Source organism: Streptomyces sp. NPDC031497 (genome assembly GCF_055580905.1).
Map to the genome: position 1 here is coordinate 405632 of NZ_JBVIKO010000004.1, position 17930 is coordinate 423561.

Here is a 17930-nt window from a genome sequence, read left to right on the forward strand (position 1 = left end):
CGACCTCTGCCCCCGGGCCGCCCGGGTCAGCCGAGCAACGGGGAGGGGGTGAATTCGTGGCCCTCCCAGAGCTTTCGGCTGCGCTCCTCCGGGTACGACGTCACCGTCGGTGTGGTGTCCAGTACCTGGGTGAGGCGGTCCTGGACGTCGAACTCCGCCCAGCCCGGCTCTCCCGTCCTCGCGAACGCCGTCCATGCCGTGCGGAAGCGGGTGGACAGGGCCCTGGCCTCGGGGGTGACGTCCGTGCCCGCGAAGAGGAGGTTGGCGAGGTCCGCCTCGAACGTGCCGAACAGCAGCGGGATGTCCAGGCCGTGGCAGGCGCCCAGCAGGCCGCCGTTGCCCGGGGCGCCCCAGGTCAGTTCGTACAGGTGGGCCCGGCCGCCGGCCGCGGTGTGCGCCTCCGCCAGGCGTAGTGACGGGATGCCGAAGAGCCAGTCGGTCTGCACCCGTTCGTACAGCTCGTCCGGCGACGCCTCGGGGAAGGCCTCGCGGTAGGCCTGCACTCCCGCCTCGCCGCCCGGTGCGAACAGCCGCAGGGCGCCGGTCGCCTGCTCCTCCGTGATCTTGCCGTACATCCCGCCCATGACCAGGAAGAGGCGGTACTCGTCGCGGTTGTGGCCCACGAGGAGGTCCACGTCCCGGGCGGAACCGGAGGCCAGCGCCTGCCAGGGGGTGGTGGGCAGCACCTCACCGTCGACCACCGGGGAGAACGGTGTCACCGTCGGCGCGATCTGCCCCCAACGGCCCATGTACTGAGGCATCTTGACGCCCAGCGACTGGCCCACCTCCGTCAGCCGGCGCGGATCGGTCGTCGCCAGGTCGGCCAGCGTGGGGCGCAGGCCGGCCTCCGCCGCCAGGGCCTGTGCGATGTCCGCGGCCAGTTCGGTGGAGAAGAACGTGCCCGGCACGCTCTGGGCGATCGCCCGCCGGAACAGGCCCCGCGCCCTGGGCATCGCCAGCAGCGCGGCCACCGACCCGCCGCCCGCCGACTCCCCGAAGACCGTGACCTGGTCGGGGTCGCCGCCGAAGGCCGCGATGTTCTCCCGCACCCACTCCAGCGCCGCCACCTGGTCCAGCAGGCCCCGGTTGGCGGGCGCCCCCTCGATCTGGACGAAACCTTCCATTCCCACGCGGTAGTTGAGGGAGACCACGACCACGTCGCCGTCACGTGCGATGTGCTGGGCGTCGTAGCCGGGGCTGCCGGAGTGGCCCAGCTTGTAGGCGCCGCCGTAGATCCACACCATCACCGGGCGGCGGGCCGCCGGGTCCGGGTCGGGTGTCCAGACGTTCACCGTCAGCCAGTCGTCGCCCTCGGGTGCCTCCAGGACACCCGTGCGTCCCTGGACGCCCAGGTCCTGCGGGGGCGGCGGCCCGAACGCGTACGCGTCGCGCGTCCCGTCCCACGCGCGTGCCGGGCGGGGCGCCGCGAACCTCGCCTCCCCCACCGGGGGCTCGGCGAACGGTATGCCCCGGAAGACCGCCAGCCCGTCCTCCCGCAACCCTCGGACGGCGCCCGCCGCGGTGCGTACGATCGGTCCCTCGGCGGCGTGGGGCGGCTGCGGAGACTGACTTGTCGTCATGCTCGCTCGCTTTCGGTGGGGGCGCTGCCGTCATCACGGCCGGTCACTCGTGGAACGTCCGGCACTTCGCACGAGTGCCGAACACCCCTCACCCGTATGGGTGAACCCATCAGCCATGCCGGGCGAAGAACGCCCTGGCCTGCGCCTCGTCGATCTCGTCCACGGTCTCATGGGCCCACGGATCGCGCGCATGGAAGGTGTGGCACGGCGGACCGGCCGACCCTCCCAGCTCCACCAGCGACGCCGACGCCCTCGGTCCGGCCGGCTGGTCGCCGGCCGGACCGAGGGCGAACGGGGTGATTCGGCTCAGGCCTTCGGCTCAAGCTCTCAGCTCAAGCCTTCGGCTCAAGCTCTCAGCTCAGGCTCTCGGCTCAAGCTCTCAGCTCAGGCTCTTGAGCGCCGTCGCGTCGTACGACTTCAGGTCCTCCGTGCGCCCGGCGAGCACCTTCGCCGCCCACTCCGGGTCCTGGAGGATGGCGCGGCCGACGGCGACCATGTCGTACTCCTCGCGCTCCAGGCTGTCGAGGAGGTCCTCGATGCCCCGGACCGGGGAGCCCTCGCCCGCGAAGCCCTTGATGAAGTCGCCGTCGAGGCCGACCGAGCCGACGGTGATGGTCGGCTTCCCGGTGAGCTTCTTGGTCCAGCCGGCCAGGTTCAGGTCGGAGCCCTCGAACTCGGGCAGCCAGTAGCGCCGGGTGGAGGCGTGGAAGACGTCGACACCGGCCGCCGCCAGCGGGGTGAGGATCGCCTCCAGCTCCTCCGGGGTCTCGGCGAGACGGGCGTCGTAGTTGTCCGACTTCCACTGCGAGTAGCGGAAGATCACCGGGAACTCCGGGGAGACCGCCGCGCGTACGGCGGCCACGAGCTCGGCCGCGTACTTGGTGCGGGCGACCGGGTCACCGCCGTAGGCGTCGGTACGGCGGTTGGTGCCCGCCCACAGGAACTGGTCGAGGAGGTAGCCGTGGGCCCCGTGCAGCTCGACGCCGTCGAAGCCGATGCGCTCGGCGTCGGCCGCGGCCTCGGCGAACGCGCGGATGACGTCGTCCAGGTCCTGGCCGGTCATCGCCTTGCCCTCGCCCTCGGTGCCGTCCAGGCGGATGCCGGAGGGGCCGACGGCGGGGGCGTCCGCGAACGGGGGCTGGCCCTGCTTGCGCACCATGCCGATGTGCCACAGCTGCGGGACGATGGTGCCGCCGGCCGCGTGCACCCCCTCGGCGACCTTCGCCCAGCCCGCCAGCTGCTCCTCGCCGTGGAACCGCGGGATGCGGCTGCTCTGCCCGGCCGAGTCGTGACCGACGTACGTGCCCTCGGTGACGATCAGACCGACACCGGCGGCGGCCCGGCGGGCGTAGTACGAGACCACGTCCTCGCCGGGGACGCCGCCCGGGCTGAACTGCCGGGTCATCGGCGCCATCACGATCCGGTTGGGAACCGTGAGCCCGTTCAGGGTGATCGGACGGGAGAGGATCTCGGCCGCGCGGGAGGCGGGAGGCGTGGAGACGGTCACGTGGGGGGCTCCTCATGGTAAGTCGTAGACCGGACGGTATGTGCACACGCATTGAGTGCACATACGTGCACAACGGCCTGCCCGTACGTACCCATTCCCGCCCCCGCCCGAAAGCCGTGTGACCCCGGACACGGATTCACGGCCGCCATCGAGGCGGAAACGCCCGAGGGCGGCACCCCCTGTCGAACAGGGGGTGCCGCCCTCGGTCAGGACGAGCGATCGGCCAGAGGTCGATCAGAAGTCCATGTCACCGCCCGGCATGCCGCCCGGAGCGGCCGCGGCGGCCTTCTCCGGCTTGTCGGCGATGACGGCCTCGGTGGTCAGGAACAGCGCGGCGATGGAGGCGGCGTTCTGCAGGGCAGAGCGCGTCACCTTCGCCGGGTCGATGATGCCCTCGGCGATCATGTCGACGTACTCGCCGGTCGCGGCGTTCAGGCCGTGGCCGACCTGAAGGTTGCGCACCTTCTCGACGACGACGCCACCCTCGAGACCACCGTTGACGGCGATCTGCTTGAGCGGGGCCTCCAGGGCGAGCTTCACGGCGTTGGCGCCGGTCGCCTCGTCACCTTCGAGCTCCAGCTTCTCGAACACCTGGGAGGCCTGGAGCAGGGCCACGCCACCACCGGCGACGATGCCCTCCTCGACGGCCGCCTTCGCGTTGCGAACGGCGTCCTCGATGCGGTGCTTGCGCTCCTTGAGCTCGACCTCGGTCGCGGCACCGGCCTTGATGACGGCGACGCCACCGGCGAGCTTGGCCAGGCGCTCCTGGAGCTTCTCGCGGTCGTAGTCCGAGTCGGACTGCTCGATCTCGGCGCGGATCTGGTTGACCCGGCCCTGGACCTGCTCGGTGGAGCCGGCGCCGTCGACGATGGTGGTCTCGTCCTTGGTGATGACCACCTTGCGGGCGCGGCCCAGCAGGTCGAGGGTCGTGTTCTCCAGCTTGAGACCGACCTCCTCGGAGATGACCTCGCCACCGGTGAGGATGGCGATGTCGTTCAGCATCGCCTTGCGGCGGTCGCCGAAGCCCGGGGCCTTGACCGCGACGGACTTGAAGGTGCCGCGGATCTTGTTGACGACCAGGGTCGACAGGGCCTCGCCCTCGACGTCCTCGGCGATGATCAGCAGCGGCTTGCCCGACTGCATGACCTTCTCCAGGAGCGGGAGCAGGTCCTTGACGGAGCCGATCTTCGAGTTGGCGATCAGGATGTACGGGTCGTCGAGGGACGCCTCCATACGCTCCATGTCGGTGGCGAAGTACGCCGAGATGTAGCCCTTGTCGAAGCGCATACCCTCGGTGAGCTCCAGCTCCAGACCGAAGGTCTGGGACTCCTCGACGGTGATGACGCCTTCCTTGCCGACCTTGTCCATCGCCTCGGCGATGAGCTCGCCGATCTGGGTGTCGGCGGCGGAGATGGAGGCCGTGGAGGCGATCTGCTCCTTGGTCTCGACATCCTTCGCCTGCTCGAGCAGGGCACCGGAGACGGCCTCGACGGCCTTCTCGATACCGCGCTTCAGGGCCATCGGGTTGGCGCCGGCGGCGACGTTGCGCAGGCCTTCCTTGACCAGGGCCTGGGCGAGCACGGTCGCGGTGGTCGTACCGTCACCGGCGACGTCGTCCGTCTTCTTGGCGACTTCCTTGACCAGCTCGGCGCCGATCTTCTCGTACGGGTCCTCCAGCTCGATCTCCTTGGCGATGGACACACCATCGTTGGTGATCGTGGGGGCGCCCCACTTCTTCTCAAGGACGACGTTGCGGCCCTTGGGGCCGAGGGTGACCTTGACGGCGTCGGCGAGCTGGTTCATACCGCGCTCAAGGCCGCGCCGCGCCTCCTCGTCGAACGCGATGATCTTGGCCATGTGAAGTGGTCCCTCCAGGACTGGGGGTGAGTCTTCGGACCGCGCCCGCGCCCGCGACGGACGGCTCGCCGACCCGTGGGTTCCTTGCCCCACCCGGCCTGCGGGCCTCACCGACCCGGTCCATTTTTGTCACTCTCACCTTCAGAGTGCTAACGCCAATGATTAGCACTCGCCCATGCCGAGTGCAAGCGCCTCCGGGAGACTGGGCCGCGCGCAGGGCGGCGCACCGGGCCGCACCCGCGGGGTGCGCCGGCCCACTCGCCCCGGGCATGCCAAAGGGCTCGTAACCCATGACTCCCCATGGGATACGAGCCCTCCGACAAAGAAAGAAGAACGACGCTGTCAGTCGGCGCGTGCTTCAGCTGGTCGCGAGCCGGACCATGTCCGCCTGCGGCCCCTTCTGGCCCTGCGAGATCTCGAAATCGACCCGCTGACCTTCCTCCAGGGTGCGGTAGCCGTCCATCTGAATCGCACTGTAGTGGACGAAAACATCCGCACCACCGTCGACCGCGATGAAGCCGTACCCCTTCTCCGCGTTGAACCACTTGACGGTGCCCTGAGCCATGCCTAACTCCCCTATTACTGGCCCTTGCACAGATCCACACTTCGCGGATCCGGGTCAGACCTCACCCCCCACAGGTTTGGGGGCGTGCGCCGGAACGCGTCGACCGCGGCTGAATGTATCTGTCCAACTGCCGTCTGCAACAGGTCAATCGGACGAGAATTCTGGACGGGAAGGGTCCGGAATGTAGCAAGAATTCGGCCGAATTCAGGGCAAGTCGGGCCCCATAAAAGCCACAAAAGCCGCATATAACCCGCGCACTTTGGCTACTTCTTATCGGGTCAGCGGTATCGAATACGGGGCTCCCGACCTGGAGATCGGAACCGCGTTCCCCAACTGTACCGCGCTCAACCACACAGAATTGCCCCCTCCGCTTCTCTCGCGGAGGGGGCAATCGGGTGAACAGTCGGTGATCGGCGTTACCGAAGGTAATGTTCGGTCATTCGATCAGCCTGTCAGCAGGTCAACCGCCGGCGACGGCCGGGATGATGGAGACGCCGGCACCGTCCGGGGTGGCCGTCTCCAGGCCCTGCTCGAACCGCACATCGTCATCATTGACGTACACATTCACAAACCGGCGCAGCTTGCCCTCGTCGTCGAGAACGCGGGCGGCGATCCCGGTGTGCTTCTTCTCCAGATCGGAGATGACTTCGCCGAGGGTGCCTCCTTCGGCACTGACTTCGGCCTGACCACCGGTGTAGGTACGCAGGATGGTGGGGATGCGAACGGTGACGCTCACGTGTGAACCTCCGATCGGGACAACGCCCTGGTTTTTTACGGCTGGCTCAGGCGAGCCCGGCCTCGCGGAAAGACTCGAGATTCGGGCGAATAGTCGCCGTGAGCCCGGTCCCCGCCACGGCGTCCAGTGTCTTCAGTCCGTCACCCGTGTTGAGTACAACGACCGACTTCGCCGGATCGATCAGCCCATTCTCGATGAGCTTCCTGGTGACTCCGACCGTCACCCCGCCGGCGGTCTCCGCGAAGATTCCCTCGGTCCGCGCGAGCAGCTTGATCGCGTCGACGACCTGCTCGTCGGTCACGTCCTCCACCGCACCGCCGGTACGGCGCGCGATGTCCAGGACGTACGGCCCGTCGGCCGGGTTGCCGATGGCGAGGGACTTGGCGATGGTGTTCGGCTTCTGCGGCCGCACCACGTCGTGGCCCGCCTTGTAGGCCACCGACACCGGCGAGCACCCCTCGGCCTGCGCGCCGAAGATCTTGTACGGCCTGTCCTCGACGAGCCCGAGCTTGATCAGCTCCTGCAGCCCCTTGTCGATCTTCGTGAGCTGCGAGCCGGAGGCGATCGGGACGACCAGCTGGTCGGGGATCCGCCAGCCGAGCTGCTCGCAGATCTCGTACGCCAGGGTCTTGGAGCCCTCCGCGTAGTACGGCCGCAGGTTGACGTTGACGAAGCCCCAGCCCTCACCGGCCGAGTCACCGATCAGCTCGGAGCAGAAACGGTTCACGTCGTCGTAGTTGCCCTCGATGCCGACGAGCTCGCCGCCGTAGATCGCGGCCATGACGATCTTGCCCTGCTCCAGGTCGTGCGGGATGAACACGCAGGAGCGGAAGCCGGCCCGGGCGGCGGCGGCACCGACCGCGCCGGCCAGGTTGCCGGTGGAGGAGCAGGAGAGCGTGGTGTAGCCGAAGGCGCGCGCGGCCTCGACGGCCTGGGCGACGACCCGGTCCTTGAAGGAGTGCGTCGGGTTGCCGGAGTCGTCCTTGACGTACAGGCCGCCGGTGACGCCCAGCTCCTTCGCCAGGTTGTCGGCCTGGACGAGCTTGGTCCAGCCCGGGTTGATGTTCGGCTTGGTCGCCACGTCCGCGGGGACGGGCAGCAGCGGCGCGTAGCGCCAGATGTTCGCGGGACCCGCTTCGATCCGCTTCCGCAGCTCCTCGGTGTCGTAGGCCGAGAAGTCGTACGCGATTTCGAGCGGGCCGAAACACTCCTCGCAGGCGAACACCGGGCCGAGCGGCACGCGGTGGCCGCACTCGCGGCAGCTCAGGGCGGTGGCGGGACCAAGGTCGACGGTCGTGGAGTCGGTGGTGGTCGCAGCAGTCTGCACAGCCATGTGAGGCGAGGCCCTTTCTCCTCATCTTCCTCACGACGCATCTCGCCGTGAGACGGATTTGGCACCTTCCCTAGTCGGGAGCCTCGCGAGTGATCGACATTGATCAGCGATCCACGAGTAACCGACTGGAGGGTTGCCGGGGCTTCATCGGGCCGTATCCCTCTGCCCCTCTGGATGAGCGGTATGCAGTTGTCAACGCTCGGTGACCTCAGGACATGCGATGGTCATCGGCGTTGTTCAAGACTGTAACCGAAGGCCAGGACAGTTGAGATAGTCGTCCGAACCGCGAGATGGATCACACCTCGCAGTGTGACCGTGACAGTGAGGAGCCGCTGACTGTGCTGGAAGAAGTCGAGCGCTGGCTGGCCACCCGCTCCTGGTCCATGAACGACCGCCCGCTGCACCGGATACTCGCCGCCAAGCAGCGCACCGGTCAGTCCGTCTCCGTCGTGCTGCCCGCGCTCAACGAGGAGGAGACGGTCGGCGACATAGTCGCGATCATCCGTCACGACCTCATGCGGCAGGTGCCGCTCGTCGACGAGATCGTGGTCGTCGACTCCGGTTCCACCGACCGTACGGCGGCGGTGGCCGCGGCGGCCGGCGCCCGGGTCGTCCACCGCGACACGATCCTGCCGCGCATCCCCGCCGTCCCCGGCAAGGGCGAGGTCCTCTGGCGCTCCCTCCTGGTCACCACCGGCGACATCGTCTGCTTCATCGACGCCGACCTGCGTGACTTCTCCTCCGACTTCGTCACCGGGATCGTCGGCCCGCTGCTGACCGACCCGGACGTGGACCTGGTCAAGGCGATGTACGACCGCCCGCTCGCCGGCTCGGCCGGACAGGGCGGCCGGGTCACCGAACTGATGGCCCGCCCGCTGCTGAACATGCACTGGCCGCAGCTGGCCGGGTTCGTCCAGCCGCTCGGCGGCGAGTACGCGGCCCGCCGCTCGCTCCTCGAACAGCTCCCCTTCCCGGTCGGCTACGGCGTGGAGCTGGGCATGCTGGTCGACGCCCTGCACCTGGTGGGGCTCAACGCGTTGGCGCAGGTCGACGTGGGGGTCCGCAAACACCGCCACCAGGACGGCCAGGCCCTCGGCCGGATGTCCGCCGCGATCTACCGCACCGCCCAGCTGCGGCTGGCCCGCGGGCATCTGATCCGGCCCGCCCTGACCCAGTTCGAACGGGGCGAGGACGGCTTCGAGCCGCGCACCTACTCCGTGGACACCGAGGAACGACCGCCGATGGCGGAGATCGCCGAGTACGCCGAGCGCCGGGTGGCGTGACTTCTACGTACGGCCGTATACGGCGGCGCGTCGGGCACGGCCGTACGTTTGAGCGTTTCCGGGCCGGGCTAGGTTGTGGCGTATGGCTTTCACCGGCGGTGCTGAGGTGCTGGTCGCGTCCAACCGCGGCCCGGTTTCGTATGAAGTGGGCGAAGGCGGTGCGCTGCACGCCAAGCGGGGTGGCGGCGGGCTGGTCTCGGGGCTGTCGGCGATCGGGCCGGACGCGAACGCGGTGTGGGTGTGCGCGGCGCTGAGCGACGGAGACCGGGAGGCGGTACGGCGGGCCGAGGGCGGCCGGCTGCCGGCCGGGGACACCGGCGGGCAGCAGGTCCGGATGCTCGACATCGACCCGGACGTGTTCTCCGACGCGTACAACGGCATCGCGAACTCGGTGCTCTGGTTCGTCCACCACATGCTCTACCAGACCCCGCTGGAGCCGGTCTTCGACGCGGAGTTCCGGCGGCGGTGGGCGTCGTACCAGGCCTACAACCAGGCGTTCGCCGAGGCGCTGGCGCAGGAGGCGGGCGAGGGTGCGGTGGTCGTCATCCAGGACTACCACCTGGCGCTGGCCCCGCGGATGCTGCGGCGGCTGCGGCCGGATCTCCGTATCGGCCATTTCTCCCACACCCCGTGGGCCCCGCCGGACTACTTCCGGCTGCTCCCCGACGACATCGCGGCGGAGCTGCTCGGCGGGATCCTGGGCGCCGATCACGCGGCGTTCCTGACCCGGCGGTGGGCGGACGCGTTCGTGGCCTGCTGTCACGCGGTGCTGGGCCCGGGGATCCCGGCGGCCGGGGATACCCGGATCGGGGTGCACGGGCTGGGGGCCGACGCGGAGTTCCTGCGGAAGCGGTCGCACGAGCCGGACGTGGACGAGCGGATGCGGGCGCTGCGGGAGGAGATCGGCGAGGGCCGCAGGACGATCGTCCGGGTGGACCGGACCGAGCTGTCGAAGAACATCGTGCGGGGGCTGCTGGCGTACCGGCAGCTGCTCGACGACCACCCCGAGTGGCGGGAGCGGGTGGTGCACGTCGCGTTCGCGTATCCGTCGCGGCAGGACCTCGCGGTGTACCGCGACTACACGGCCGAGGTGCAGCGGGTCGCGGACGAGATCAACTCGGCGTACGGGACGGCAGGTTGGACGCCGGTGGTGCTGCATGTGAAGGACGACTTCGCCCGCTCGCTGGCGGCCTACCGGCTGGCCGACGTGGCCTTGGTGAACCCGATCCGGGACGGCATGAACCTGGTCGCCAAGGAGATGCCGGTGGTGTCGGACGAGGGGTGCGTGCTGGTGCTCTCGCGGGAGGCGGGGGCGTACGAGGAGCTGGGCGAGGACGCGATCGTTGTGAACCCGTACGACATCGGGGGGACGGCCGAGGCTTTGCAGCAGGCGTTGGCCATGGGGGTGGAGGAGCGGGCGGAGCGGACGAAGCGGCTCGCTGCGGCGGCTACGGCGTTGCCGCCGGCGGCCTGGTTTCTTGAGCAGTTGGGGGCACTGCGGGAATGAGGGGCACGCGCGGGCCCGGTGGGGGCTTGCCGCGCAGTTCCCCGCACCCCTTACGGGGCGCTTTGCTCAGCTACGCCTTTCAGGAGCCGTACTACTCCCTCCGGGCCGTCCACCACCAGGTCGGCCCGCTCCGCGAGCTCGGTGACCTCCTCGCTGCCGCTGCATACCAGGAGGCCCGGGACGCCTTCCGCCCGTAGTTTCTCCACGGCTGCGAAGGCCGGGATGTCGCCCAGGTCGTCGCCTGCGTAGAGGACCGTGCCCGCGCCGATCTCCCTCGCGTACTCGCGCAGTGCCACTCCCTTGTCCATGCCCGGGGGACGCAGTTCCAGGACCAGGCGGCCCGGTTCGACGATCAGGGCGTGGCGGGTGGCCAGGTCGGTCAGGGGGGCGCGGAGGGACTCGAAGGTGGCCTGGGGGTCGTCGGCCCGGCGGGTGTGGACGGCCACGGCACGGCCCTTGTCCTCGATCCAGGTGCCGTGCGCCCCCGCGCCGTCGATGACGGCCGGGAGTTCGGCGCGGACGGCGGCGATGCCGGGGTGCGGCGGGGGCGCGGTGATCTCGCCTGTCGCCGCGTCCCAGCGCTCGGCGCCGTAGTGGCCGAGGACGACGAGGTGGTCCAGGCCGGGGACACCGGCGAAGCCGCCGTAGCGGACGGCGATCTCGGCGGGGCGGCCGGTGATGACGGCGACGGCGGCCACCTTCGGCGCGAGGGCGGCCAGGGCCGGTACGGCGTCCGGGTGAGCCCGCGCCTGCTCCGGGTCGGCGACGATCGGCGCGAGGGTCCCGTCGAAGTCGAGGCCGATCAGCGCGGAGCGTGGCCGCGAGAGAAGAGCGGCGAGGCCGTCGCGACCGGCGGGGGTGCGAGGGGTCGGAAGGGGTTCCGTGGAGTGGGTGCCCATATGGCCGACAGTATCCGAGCGCCCCTTGAGGGGCGCGGGGCTGTATCCATATGCGGCTCCACCGCGTGGGCGCGCCCAGCCCCCACCGGCCCGCAGATCCCAGCGGCCCACAGCCCCCGTCAGCGGTCCCCCCGCCGCGCGTCCCGCACCCTCCGCAGCCTGTTCACCGTCACCGGGTCGTGGGCCAGCGCCCGCTCGTCGTCGAGGAGGGCGTTGAGGAGCTGGTAGTAGCGGACCGGCGCCAGGTCCAGTTCCTCGCGGATCGCCCGTTCCTTCGCGCCGGGGCTCGGGAAGCCCCGGCGTTCCAGGGCGAGGATCGTCTGCTCGCGTGCGCCCAGTTCTTGCCGGTCCATGCCGAGAACCGTAACGCTCAGCCCGTCGTCGTACGGCTGTCCGCCGCCGCGGCCTCGGACTGGATCCGGGTGAGCACCGCGGTCGGGTCGCCCGTCGACGTGACCACGGTCCCTATCTGCTTCTTGACGTCGGCGCTGATCGCGGCCCAGGAGGTCTTGCCGGCCGGGTAGAGCTCGGAGGTCGGCAGCTGTTCCAGGAAGGGGAGGAGCTGCTTGTCCTGGGCCGTCGGGGAGTCGGTCATCGTCTGGGACGCGGACGTGGTGACCGGCAGCAGACCGTACTCGCGGGAGAAGTCGAGGACGTTCTTCTCGTTGTAGACGTAGTCGAGGAAGTCGCCGACCTGCTCCGCGTGGCCGTTCTGCCTGAACGCCACCATCCAGTCGGTGACGCCCATGGAGGCGGTGGTGGCGGTCTGGCCTGCGCGGGCCGGCATCGGGACCGTGCCGAACTTCACGCCCTTCTTCTCGGCCTGCTTGATGAGCGTGGGGTGGCCGTTGAGCATGCCGACCTGGCCGTCGGCGAACGCGGCGAACGCGGTCGCGCGGTTCAGCTTTCCGGGCGCCGTCGGTCCGGTCAGGCCCTTGCCCACCAGCTCGTCCTTGAGCCAGGTGAAGGTGTCGATGTTCTGCGCGGAGTCGATCGTGTACGTGCCGATGTCGTCGGTGTAGCCGCTGCCGCCGCTGAGCAGCCACTGCATGGTCTCCGCCTGCGCCTCCTCGGGGCCGAGCGGCAGCGCGTACGGGTACTTCACCCCGTGCTCCTTGAGCGCCTGCGCGTCGGCCGCCAGCTCCTTCCACGTGGTGGGCGGGGTGATGCCGGCCTCGGTGAAGAGGGTCTTGTTGTAGAAGAGGACGCGCGTGGACGCGGCGAAGGGTATGCCGTACTGCGCGTGGTTCCACTGGCCCGCCTCGGCGAGCTGGGAGGGGAAGTCGGCCTGCACCGGGATGGAGAGCAGCTCCCCGGCCTCGTACAGCTTGCCGGCGGCCGCGTAGTCGGCGTACGAGCCGATCTGCGCCAGGTCGGGCGCCTTCCCTGCGGCGACCATGTCCTTGACCTTGCGGTCGACGTCGTTCCACGAGTAGACGGTGACGTCGACCTTCACGTCGGAGTGCTTGGCCTCGTACGCCCTGGCCAGCTTGTCCCAGTACTTCTGGGAGCTGTTGGCGGCGGAGTCTCCGTAGTCGGCTGCGACGAGTCTGAGGGTGACGTCCGAGGATCCGGTCGTCCCACAGCCACCAAGAACCGCCGTCATGCCCGTTGCGGACACCACCGCGATCATTCCTGCCCTACGCCGCCGCACGTGAACTACCCCTGTCCAACTGTCTCGCCGTTCAATATCTCGAACCACAAGGTCTACACCACGCAAGTGGACTAGACCTCTTACGGGTCGGCGGGCCACACTGTTCCCGTGAGACATGTCATCGCCCTGGACGTGGGCGGCACCGGAATGAAGGCCGCGCTGGTCGGGCCGGACGGCGAGCTGCTCCACCAGGACCGCCGGTCGACCGGCCGCGACCGCGGCCCCGAGGCCGTCGTCGCCGCCATCCTCGACTTCGCCGCCGACCTGTACGCGTACGGCGAGAAGCACTTCGGCGAGGGCGCGGCCGCGGCCGGCCTCGCCGTACCCGGCATAGTCGACGAGCCGAACGGCATCGCCGTCTACGCGGCCAACCTCGGCTGGCGCGACGTACCCCTGCGCGCCCTCCTCGCCGAGCGCCTCGGCATCCCGGTCGCCCTCGGCCACGACGTGCGCACCGGCGGCCTGGCGGAGGGCCGGCTCGGTGCGGGCCAGGGTGCGGACCGCTTCTTCTTCGTGGCGCTCGGCACCGGTATCGCGGGCGGCTTCGGCCTGGACGGCCGGGTGGAGTCGGGCGCGCACGGCTTCGCGGGCGAGATCGGCCACATCGTCGTACGACCGCAGGGCGCGCCGTGTCCGTGCGGGCAGCGCGGCTGTCTGGAGCGGTACGCGTCGGCGGCCGCGGTGAGCGAGGCGTGGGCGAGGGCGACCGGTGACCCGGACGCGGACGCGGCCGACTGCGCGAAGTCCGTCACGTCCGGCGACCCGAACGCCGTCCGGGTCTGGCGGGAGGCGGTGGCCGCCCTGGCCGACGGCCTCGTCACGGCCCTGACCCTGCTGGACCCGCGTGTCCTGATCATCGGCGGCGGCCTGGCGGAGGCCGGGGATGTGCTGTTCGAGCCCCTGAGGGAGGCCGTACAGAGCCGGGTGACCTTCCAGAAACTGCCGGCGATCGTCCCGGCGGCACTGGGAGACACGGCCGGCTGTTTGGGGGCGGGCCTGCTCGCCCAGGACCTACTAGCGACGACAACTCCGGAGGTAACCCCCTGATGGCCGCCAACGAGCCGCACAACAGCGCCCCCTCAGGGGCGCGGGGCAGTGCTGAATCTGCGGCTACCGCCGCGTGGGCGCGACCAGCCCCCACGCACCCGCAGCCGGGGTCGAACGGCCTGGTCCTCGACGGCGCCCGCGTAGTCCTCCCGACCGGAGTCGTCGACAAGGGCCAAGTGGTCGTCGACGGCACGAAAATCGCCGCCACCGCCCCGGAAAACGCCCAGGTCATCGACGTCACCGGCCACTGGCTCCTGCCAGGATTCGTCGACATCCACAACCACGGCGGCGGCGGAGCCTCCTTCAGCTCCGGCACCGCGGAGCAGGTCCTCACCGGCGTCCACACGCACCGCGCGCACGGCACCACCACCCTGGTCGTCTCCACCGTCACCGACGACATGGACGTCCTCGCCCGCCAGGCCGGCCTGCTCTCGGAGCTGGCCGAGCAGGGGGAGATCGCCGGTATCCACTTCGAGGGCCCGTTCATCTCCCCGTGCCGCAAGGGCGCCCACTCCGAGGCGCTGCTGCGCGACCCGGACCCGGCGGAGGTCCGCAAGCTGGTCGACGCGGCGCGCGGCCACGCCAGCATGGTGACGCTCGCCACCGAACTCCCCGGCGGCATCGAGTCCGTACGGCTGCTCGCCGAGCAGGGCGTGATCGCCGCCGTCGGCCACACGGACGCGTCGTACGAGCAGACGCTGGAGGCCATCGACGCGGGCGCCACGGTCGCCACCCACCTCTTCAACGCGATGCCGCAGATCGGCCACCGCGCCCCCGGCCCGATCGCCGCCCTCCTGGAGGACGAGCGGGTGACCGTCGAGCTGATCAACGACGGCACCCATCTCCACCCGGCCGCCCTGCAGTTGGCCTTCCATCACGCGGGCCCCGACCGGGTCGCGTTCATCACGGACGCCATGGACGCGGCCGGCAGCGGTGACGGCCGCTACCTCCTGGGCCCGCTGGAGGTCGAGGTCACCGACGGGGTCGCCCGGCTGGTGGAGGGCGGTTCCATCGCCGGGTCCACGCTGACCCTGGACCGCGCGCTGCGGCGGGCGGTGACCGTGGACCGGCTGCCCGTCGAGCACGCCGTCGCCGCGCTGTCCGCCAACCCGGCCCGGCTGCTGGGCCGTTACGACCGCGTCGGCTCCCTGGAGCCCGGCAAGGACGCCGACCTGCTCGTCCTGGACGCCGACTTCACGCTGAAGGGCGTGATGCGGCAGGGCGCGTGGGTGGTCGTACCGGAGCTGCCGTCGGTCGCCGTTCGCTGAAGCGGCGGCCCCGCCACCTCGATGTGGTGGCGGGGCCGTCCGGGTCAAGCCGCTGATCGCACCGTCAGCGCCCCTCGTGGTCGAGGGCGGCGACCTCGCGCACGGCGTCGGCGACGGCCTGGAAGTCCTTCTTCAGGATCGCGCCGTGATTGCTGGCGACCTTCGCGCTCAGCCGGAGGTTCGGGTTGCGCTCGAACACCTGGTCGAGGCTGGCGCGGATCTCTTCCTGCTCGTCGCCCTTGCTGCCGAGGGAGGACCCGGAGGCAAGCACGTACCGCACCGGGACGGTGATGCCGTCCAGCACGGGGCCCAGCTCGCGTGCGCGGGAGAGCCTGCCGAGCTCGATGTTGGAGTCCGCCATCTGTGCGGGGTTCATCCGCGGGGTCAGGCCCGTCGGGCGCAGCAGCGGCATGAACCAGCCCATCCGCCGGAACAGCTTCCGGATCCGCTGCTCCATGGCCTCGTCGAGCCAGTCGTGCGGTGCGGCTCCGTCGACCAGGACCGCGCCCAGGGCACGTGCCGGATTACGGGCGGCCCAGTGCGCCGCGACGACCGCCCCGTAGGACCAGCCCACCACCAGCGCGCGGTCCACACCTCTGGCCGCGAGCACTGCATCGACATCCCGCACGGCGGCCTCGAAGGAGTAGTCCGCCGAGCGCCCCGACTTCCTGCCGCGAGCCCGTTCGTCGTAGGTGATGTGCCGCCACTGCGGGCCCAGTGCGGCGACGGTCCGCCGCCAGTACCCCTGCGTGGCGAACTGGCCGTTGAGGTAGACCACCGGGATACCGCTGCCGCCGCTGTCGGTGACGGCCAGGGCCGTGTCGTCGACCGGCACCATGCCGGTCCACTGCGAACCGGCCGCGGAAGTGCTGTTCTTCGCCATGTCTGCTCCCTGTTCGTGTGAGCGTGTCGGGTACGGCTCCCGCGGGCCCCGCACGTGGATCGGCGGCGGGGCCCTGCCGGGGTGGTCCTGGTGCAGCTTCCTCAGAGGCTGCGGGCGGTGATGTCGCCGCGGGACGTGGTGGCGCGGATGTCGAGTTCGGCGGTGCCGTCGTTCTTGAGGGAGTTGCTGACGCGGCCGTAGCCGGTTTCGGCGTCCAGGGCGGCCGAGACGCCGGCGGCGGCGCCGACCGAGATGTCGCCGTCCTGGGTGCGGAGCACGACCGCGCCGCGTACGGCCTCGGCGATCCGGATGTCGCCCCGCGTGGTGCTGATCTCCGCGGGACCGCCCAGCCGGCCGATCTCGACGTCGCCGTCGAGTGCGGTGAGGCGGACGTCCGCGGCCTCGTCGATCTTGATCTGCCGGTACGCGCCCTCGATCACGACGTCACCGAGGCGTCCGACGCCGCGCAGCTCGGCGCCTGCCGTCTTGGCCTCGACACGGGAGCCGGCGGGCAGCTGGACGGTGACCTCGACCGATCCGGACGGGCCGAAGAGCTGGTTGCCGGAGGCCGCGGCGGTGATCCGCAGGACGCCGTCGGCGTAGGCGACGGTGGTCTGCTCGGCGGCCTTGACGTCACGGCTCTTGGCGGGGTCGGCGGCCCGGACCTCGACGGTGGTGTCGGCGCGGTCCGCGGCGATGAACTGGATGCGTCCGGCGGGGATCTCCAGGACGGCCGAGATGGTGGCGGGGGTGGCGAACTTCTGCATCACGCTCTCCTGTGACTCGTCGTTTCCGATGAACGAAAAGCTACGTTGCATTCACTGCTCAGGCAACAGACTCGTTGCGCGCAATCGCCATAAATACAGGTCAGAGCCGGGAAAGTGTTGCATTGGCTTTCGAGATGAATGCAACGATGGTCATGCGCTCGTTGCAATGACCTGGAAGTGAACGCTATGCTGGAGGCCACAGGGACCGTCGAGGGGCACGAAGGAGACCGCGATGCCGGGAGGCAGGCTCACCCAGCAGGAACGCCAGCAGATCGCGCTGGGACTGGCCGACGGCCTCGCCTACGCCGAGATCGCCCGACGCCTCGACCGCCCGACCTCGACGGTCACCCGCGAGGTCATGCGCAATGGCGGTCCCACCGACTACCGTGCCGACCTGGCCCACCGCGCCACCGAACGCCGCGCCCACCGACGCGGGCAGACCGCGCCCCGAGGGACCGAGGCGCCCTTGCCGGCCCACGGACGCGACCCCGAGGCCGTGCGCGCGTACGAGGAGACCCTGACCACCGTCATGATGGCCTCGGGCATGACGACGATGCCCGCCCGCGTCATGGCCTCCCTCACCCTCACCGACACCGGCAGCCTCACCGCGGCCGAACTCGTCGAGCGCCTGAACGTCAGCCCGGCGTCCGTCTCCAAGGCGATCGCGTTCCTGGAGAGCCAAGGCCTCGCCCGCCGGGAACAGGGCGAGGGACGCCGGGAGCGCTACATCGTCGACGACGACATCTGGTACCAGTCGATGATGGCCAGCGCCCGCTCCACCGCCCAGATGGTGGAGATCGCACGGCAGGGCGTCGGCGTCCTCGTCCCCGGCACCCCGGCCGCCACCCGCCTGGAGAACGTCGCCCGCTTCCTCGACTTCGTCAGTGAGAGCATCGCCCGCGCCGCGGAACAGGCCCGCGAGGTACTCCACACCAAACCCGGGGCAACCTCCCCCGAGGGACGGCAACTCTAGGCCGGTCGCCGTCTGTTTGGCATGATCGAGGCCCCCGACGGACGGCACGGGCACGCGCGAGGGAGGTCCCC

16 protein-coding genes and 1 riboswitch are annotated in these 17930 nt (G+C 70.3%); of the genes, 5 read left to right on the plus strand and 11 right to left on the minus strand.

The window, feature by feature from the left end; genetic code table 11:
- Window positions 1-26: 26 nt before the first annotated feature.
- The 6 genes from ACZ5K7_RS10485 to thrC all read right to left on the minus strand — a co-directional run bounded on the left by ACZ5K7_RS10485 (window position 27) and on the right by thrC (window position 7578).
- Window positions 27-1580, minus strand: a complete 1554-nt coding sequence (locus ACZ5K7_RS10485) for a carboxylesterase/lipase family protein (RefSeq protein ID WP_468912405.1) — start codon at window positions 1578-1580, stop codon at window positions 27-29.
- A 379-nt stretch (window positions 1581-1959) separates the two neighbouring features.
- Window positions 1960-3087, minus strand: coding sequence for an NADH:flavin oxidoreductase (locus tag ACZ5K7_RS10490; protein ID WP_450972019.1), 1128 nt, complete (start codon window positions 3085-3087; stop codon window positions 1960-1962).
- Window positions 3088-3321: 234 nt separating this feature from the next.
- On the minus strand, window positions 3322-4944 hold the full coding sequence (gene groL, locus ACZ5K7_RS10495) for a chaperonin GroEL (protein ID WP_351711336.1): 1623 nt from the start codon (window positions 4942-4944) through the stop codon (window positions 3322-3324).
- A 358-nt stretch (window positions 4945-5302) separates the two neighbouring features.
- Window positions 5303-5509 carry a cold-shock protein gene (locus ACZ5K7_RS10500; protein WP_019057200.1) on the minus strand — a complete coding sequence of 69 codons (207 nt, stop codon included), beginning with the start codon at window positions 5507-5509 and terminating at the stop codon, window positions 5303-5305.
- A gap of 460 nt (window positions 5510-5969) precedes the next feature.
- Complete coding sequence (locus ACZ5K7_RS10505; RefSeq protein ID WP_351711334.1) at window positions 5970-6245, minus strand: MoaD/ThiS family protein; 276 nt, start codon at window positions 6243-6245, stop codon at window positions 5970-5972.
- Between the two features lie 46 nt (window positions 6246-6291).
- Window positions 6292-7578 carry a threonine synthase gene (gene thrC, locus ACZ5K7_RS10510; protein ID WP_351711332.1) on the minus strand — a complete coding sequence of 429 codons (1287 nt, stop codon included), beginning with the start codon at window positions 7576-7578 and terminating at the stop codon, window positions 6292-6294.
- Window positions 7579-7596: 18 nt separating this feature from the next.
- Window positions 7597-7759: riboswitch (SAM riboswitch) on the minus strand.
- A gap of 157 nt (window positions 7760-7916) precedes the next feature.
- Here thrC and ACZ5K7_RS10515 point away from each other — a divergent pair.
- Window positions 7917-8861 (plus strand): glucosyl-3-phosphoglycerate synthase, encoded by a 945-nt coding sequence (locus ACZ5K7_RS10515; RefSeq protein ID WP_351711330.1) that lies wholly within the window; start codon window positions 7917-7919, stop codon window positions 8859-8861.
- Window positions 8862-8943: 82 nt separating this feature from the next.
- Window positions 8944-10368, plus strand: a complete 1425-nt coding sequence (locus ACZ5K7_RS10520; protein ID WP_468912409.1) for an alpha,alpha-trehalose-phosphate synthase (UDP-forming) — start codon at window positions 8944-8946, stop codon at window positions 10366-10368.
- Window positions 10369-10418: 50 nt separating this feature from the next.
- Here ACZ5K7_RS10520 and otsB read toward each other — a convergent pair whose 3' ends face one another.
- The 3 genes from otsB to ACZ5K7_RS10535 all read right to left on the minus strand — a co-directional run bounded on the left by otsB (window position 10419) and on the right by ACZ5K7_RS10535 (window position 12921).
- Complete coding sequence (gene otsB, locus ACZ5K7_RS10525; protein ID WP_468912411.1) at window positions 10419-11267, minus strand: trehalose-phosphatase; 849 nt, start codon at window positions 11265-11267, stop codon at window positions 10419-10421.
- Window positions 11268-11386: 119 nt separating this feature from the next.
- The gene (locus ACZ5K7_RS10530) at window positions 11387-11620 is read right to left on the minus strand and encodes a DUF3263 domain-containing protein (protein ID WP_468912413.1); all 234 of its coding nucleotides are present in this window, start codon (window positions 11618-11620) and stop codon (window positions 11387-11389) included.
- 17 nt (window positions 11621-11637) lie between these two features.
- Entirely contained in the window at window positions 11638-12921 is a 1284-nt protein-coding gene (locus ACZ5K7_RS10535; protein WP_468912415.1) for an ABC transporter substrate-binding protein, read from the minus strand.
- Between the two features lie 108 nt (window positions 12922-13029).
- Between ACZ5K7_RS10535 and ACZ5K7_RS10540 the strand changes: the two genes are divergently transcribed.
- Window positions 13030-13968: an ROK family protein gene (locus tag ACZ5K7_RS10540; protein ID WP_351711320.1), complete on the plus strand. Its 939-nt coding sequence runs from the start codon at window positions 13030-13032 to the stop codon at window positions 13966-13968.
- The gene (gene nagA / locus ACZ5K7_RS10545; protein WP_351711318.1) at window positions 13968-15236 is read left to right on the plus strand and encodes an N-acetylglucosamine-6-phosphate deacetylase; all 1269 of its coding nucleotides are present in this window, start codon (window positions 13968-13970) and stop codon (window positions 15234-15236) included. Before ACZ5K7_RS10540 ends, nagA begins: the two co-directional genes overlap by 1 nt.
- A gap of 64 nt (window positions 15237-15300) precedes the next feature.
- On the opposite strand, the gene ACZ5K7_RS10550 is transcribed toward nagA, so the two are convergent.
- Complete coding sequence (locus ACZ5K7_RS10550) at window positions 15301-16119, minus strand: alpha/beta fold hydrolase (RefSeq protein WP_351711316.1); 819 nt, start codon at window positions 16117-16119, stop codon at window positions 15301-15303.
- A 101-nt stretch (window positions 16120-16220) separates the two neighbouring features.
- Window positions 16221-16886, minus strand: coding sequence for a DUF4097 family beta strand repeat-containing protein (locus tag ACZ5K7_RS10555; protein ID WP_468912418.1), 666 nt, complete (start codon window positions 16884-16886; stop codon window positions 16221-16223).
- A gap of 232 nt (window positions 16887-17118) precedes the next feature.
- On the opposite strand from ACZ5K7_RS10555, the gene ACZ5K7_RS10560 reads away from it, so the two are divergent.
- Entirely contained in the window at window positions 17119-17859 is a 741-nt protein-coding gene (locus ACZ5K7_RS10560) for a GbsR/MarR family transcriptional regulator (protein ID WP_351711312.1), read from the plus strand.
- Window positions 17860-17930 lie beyond the last annotated feature (71 nt).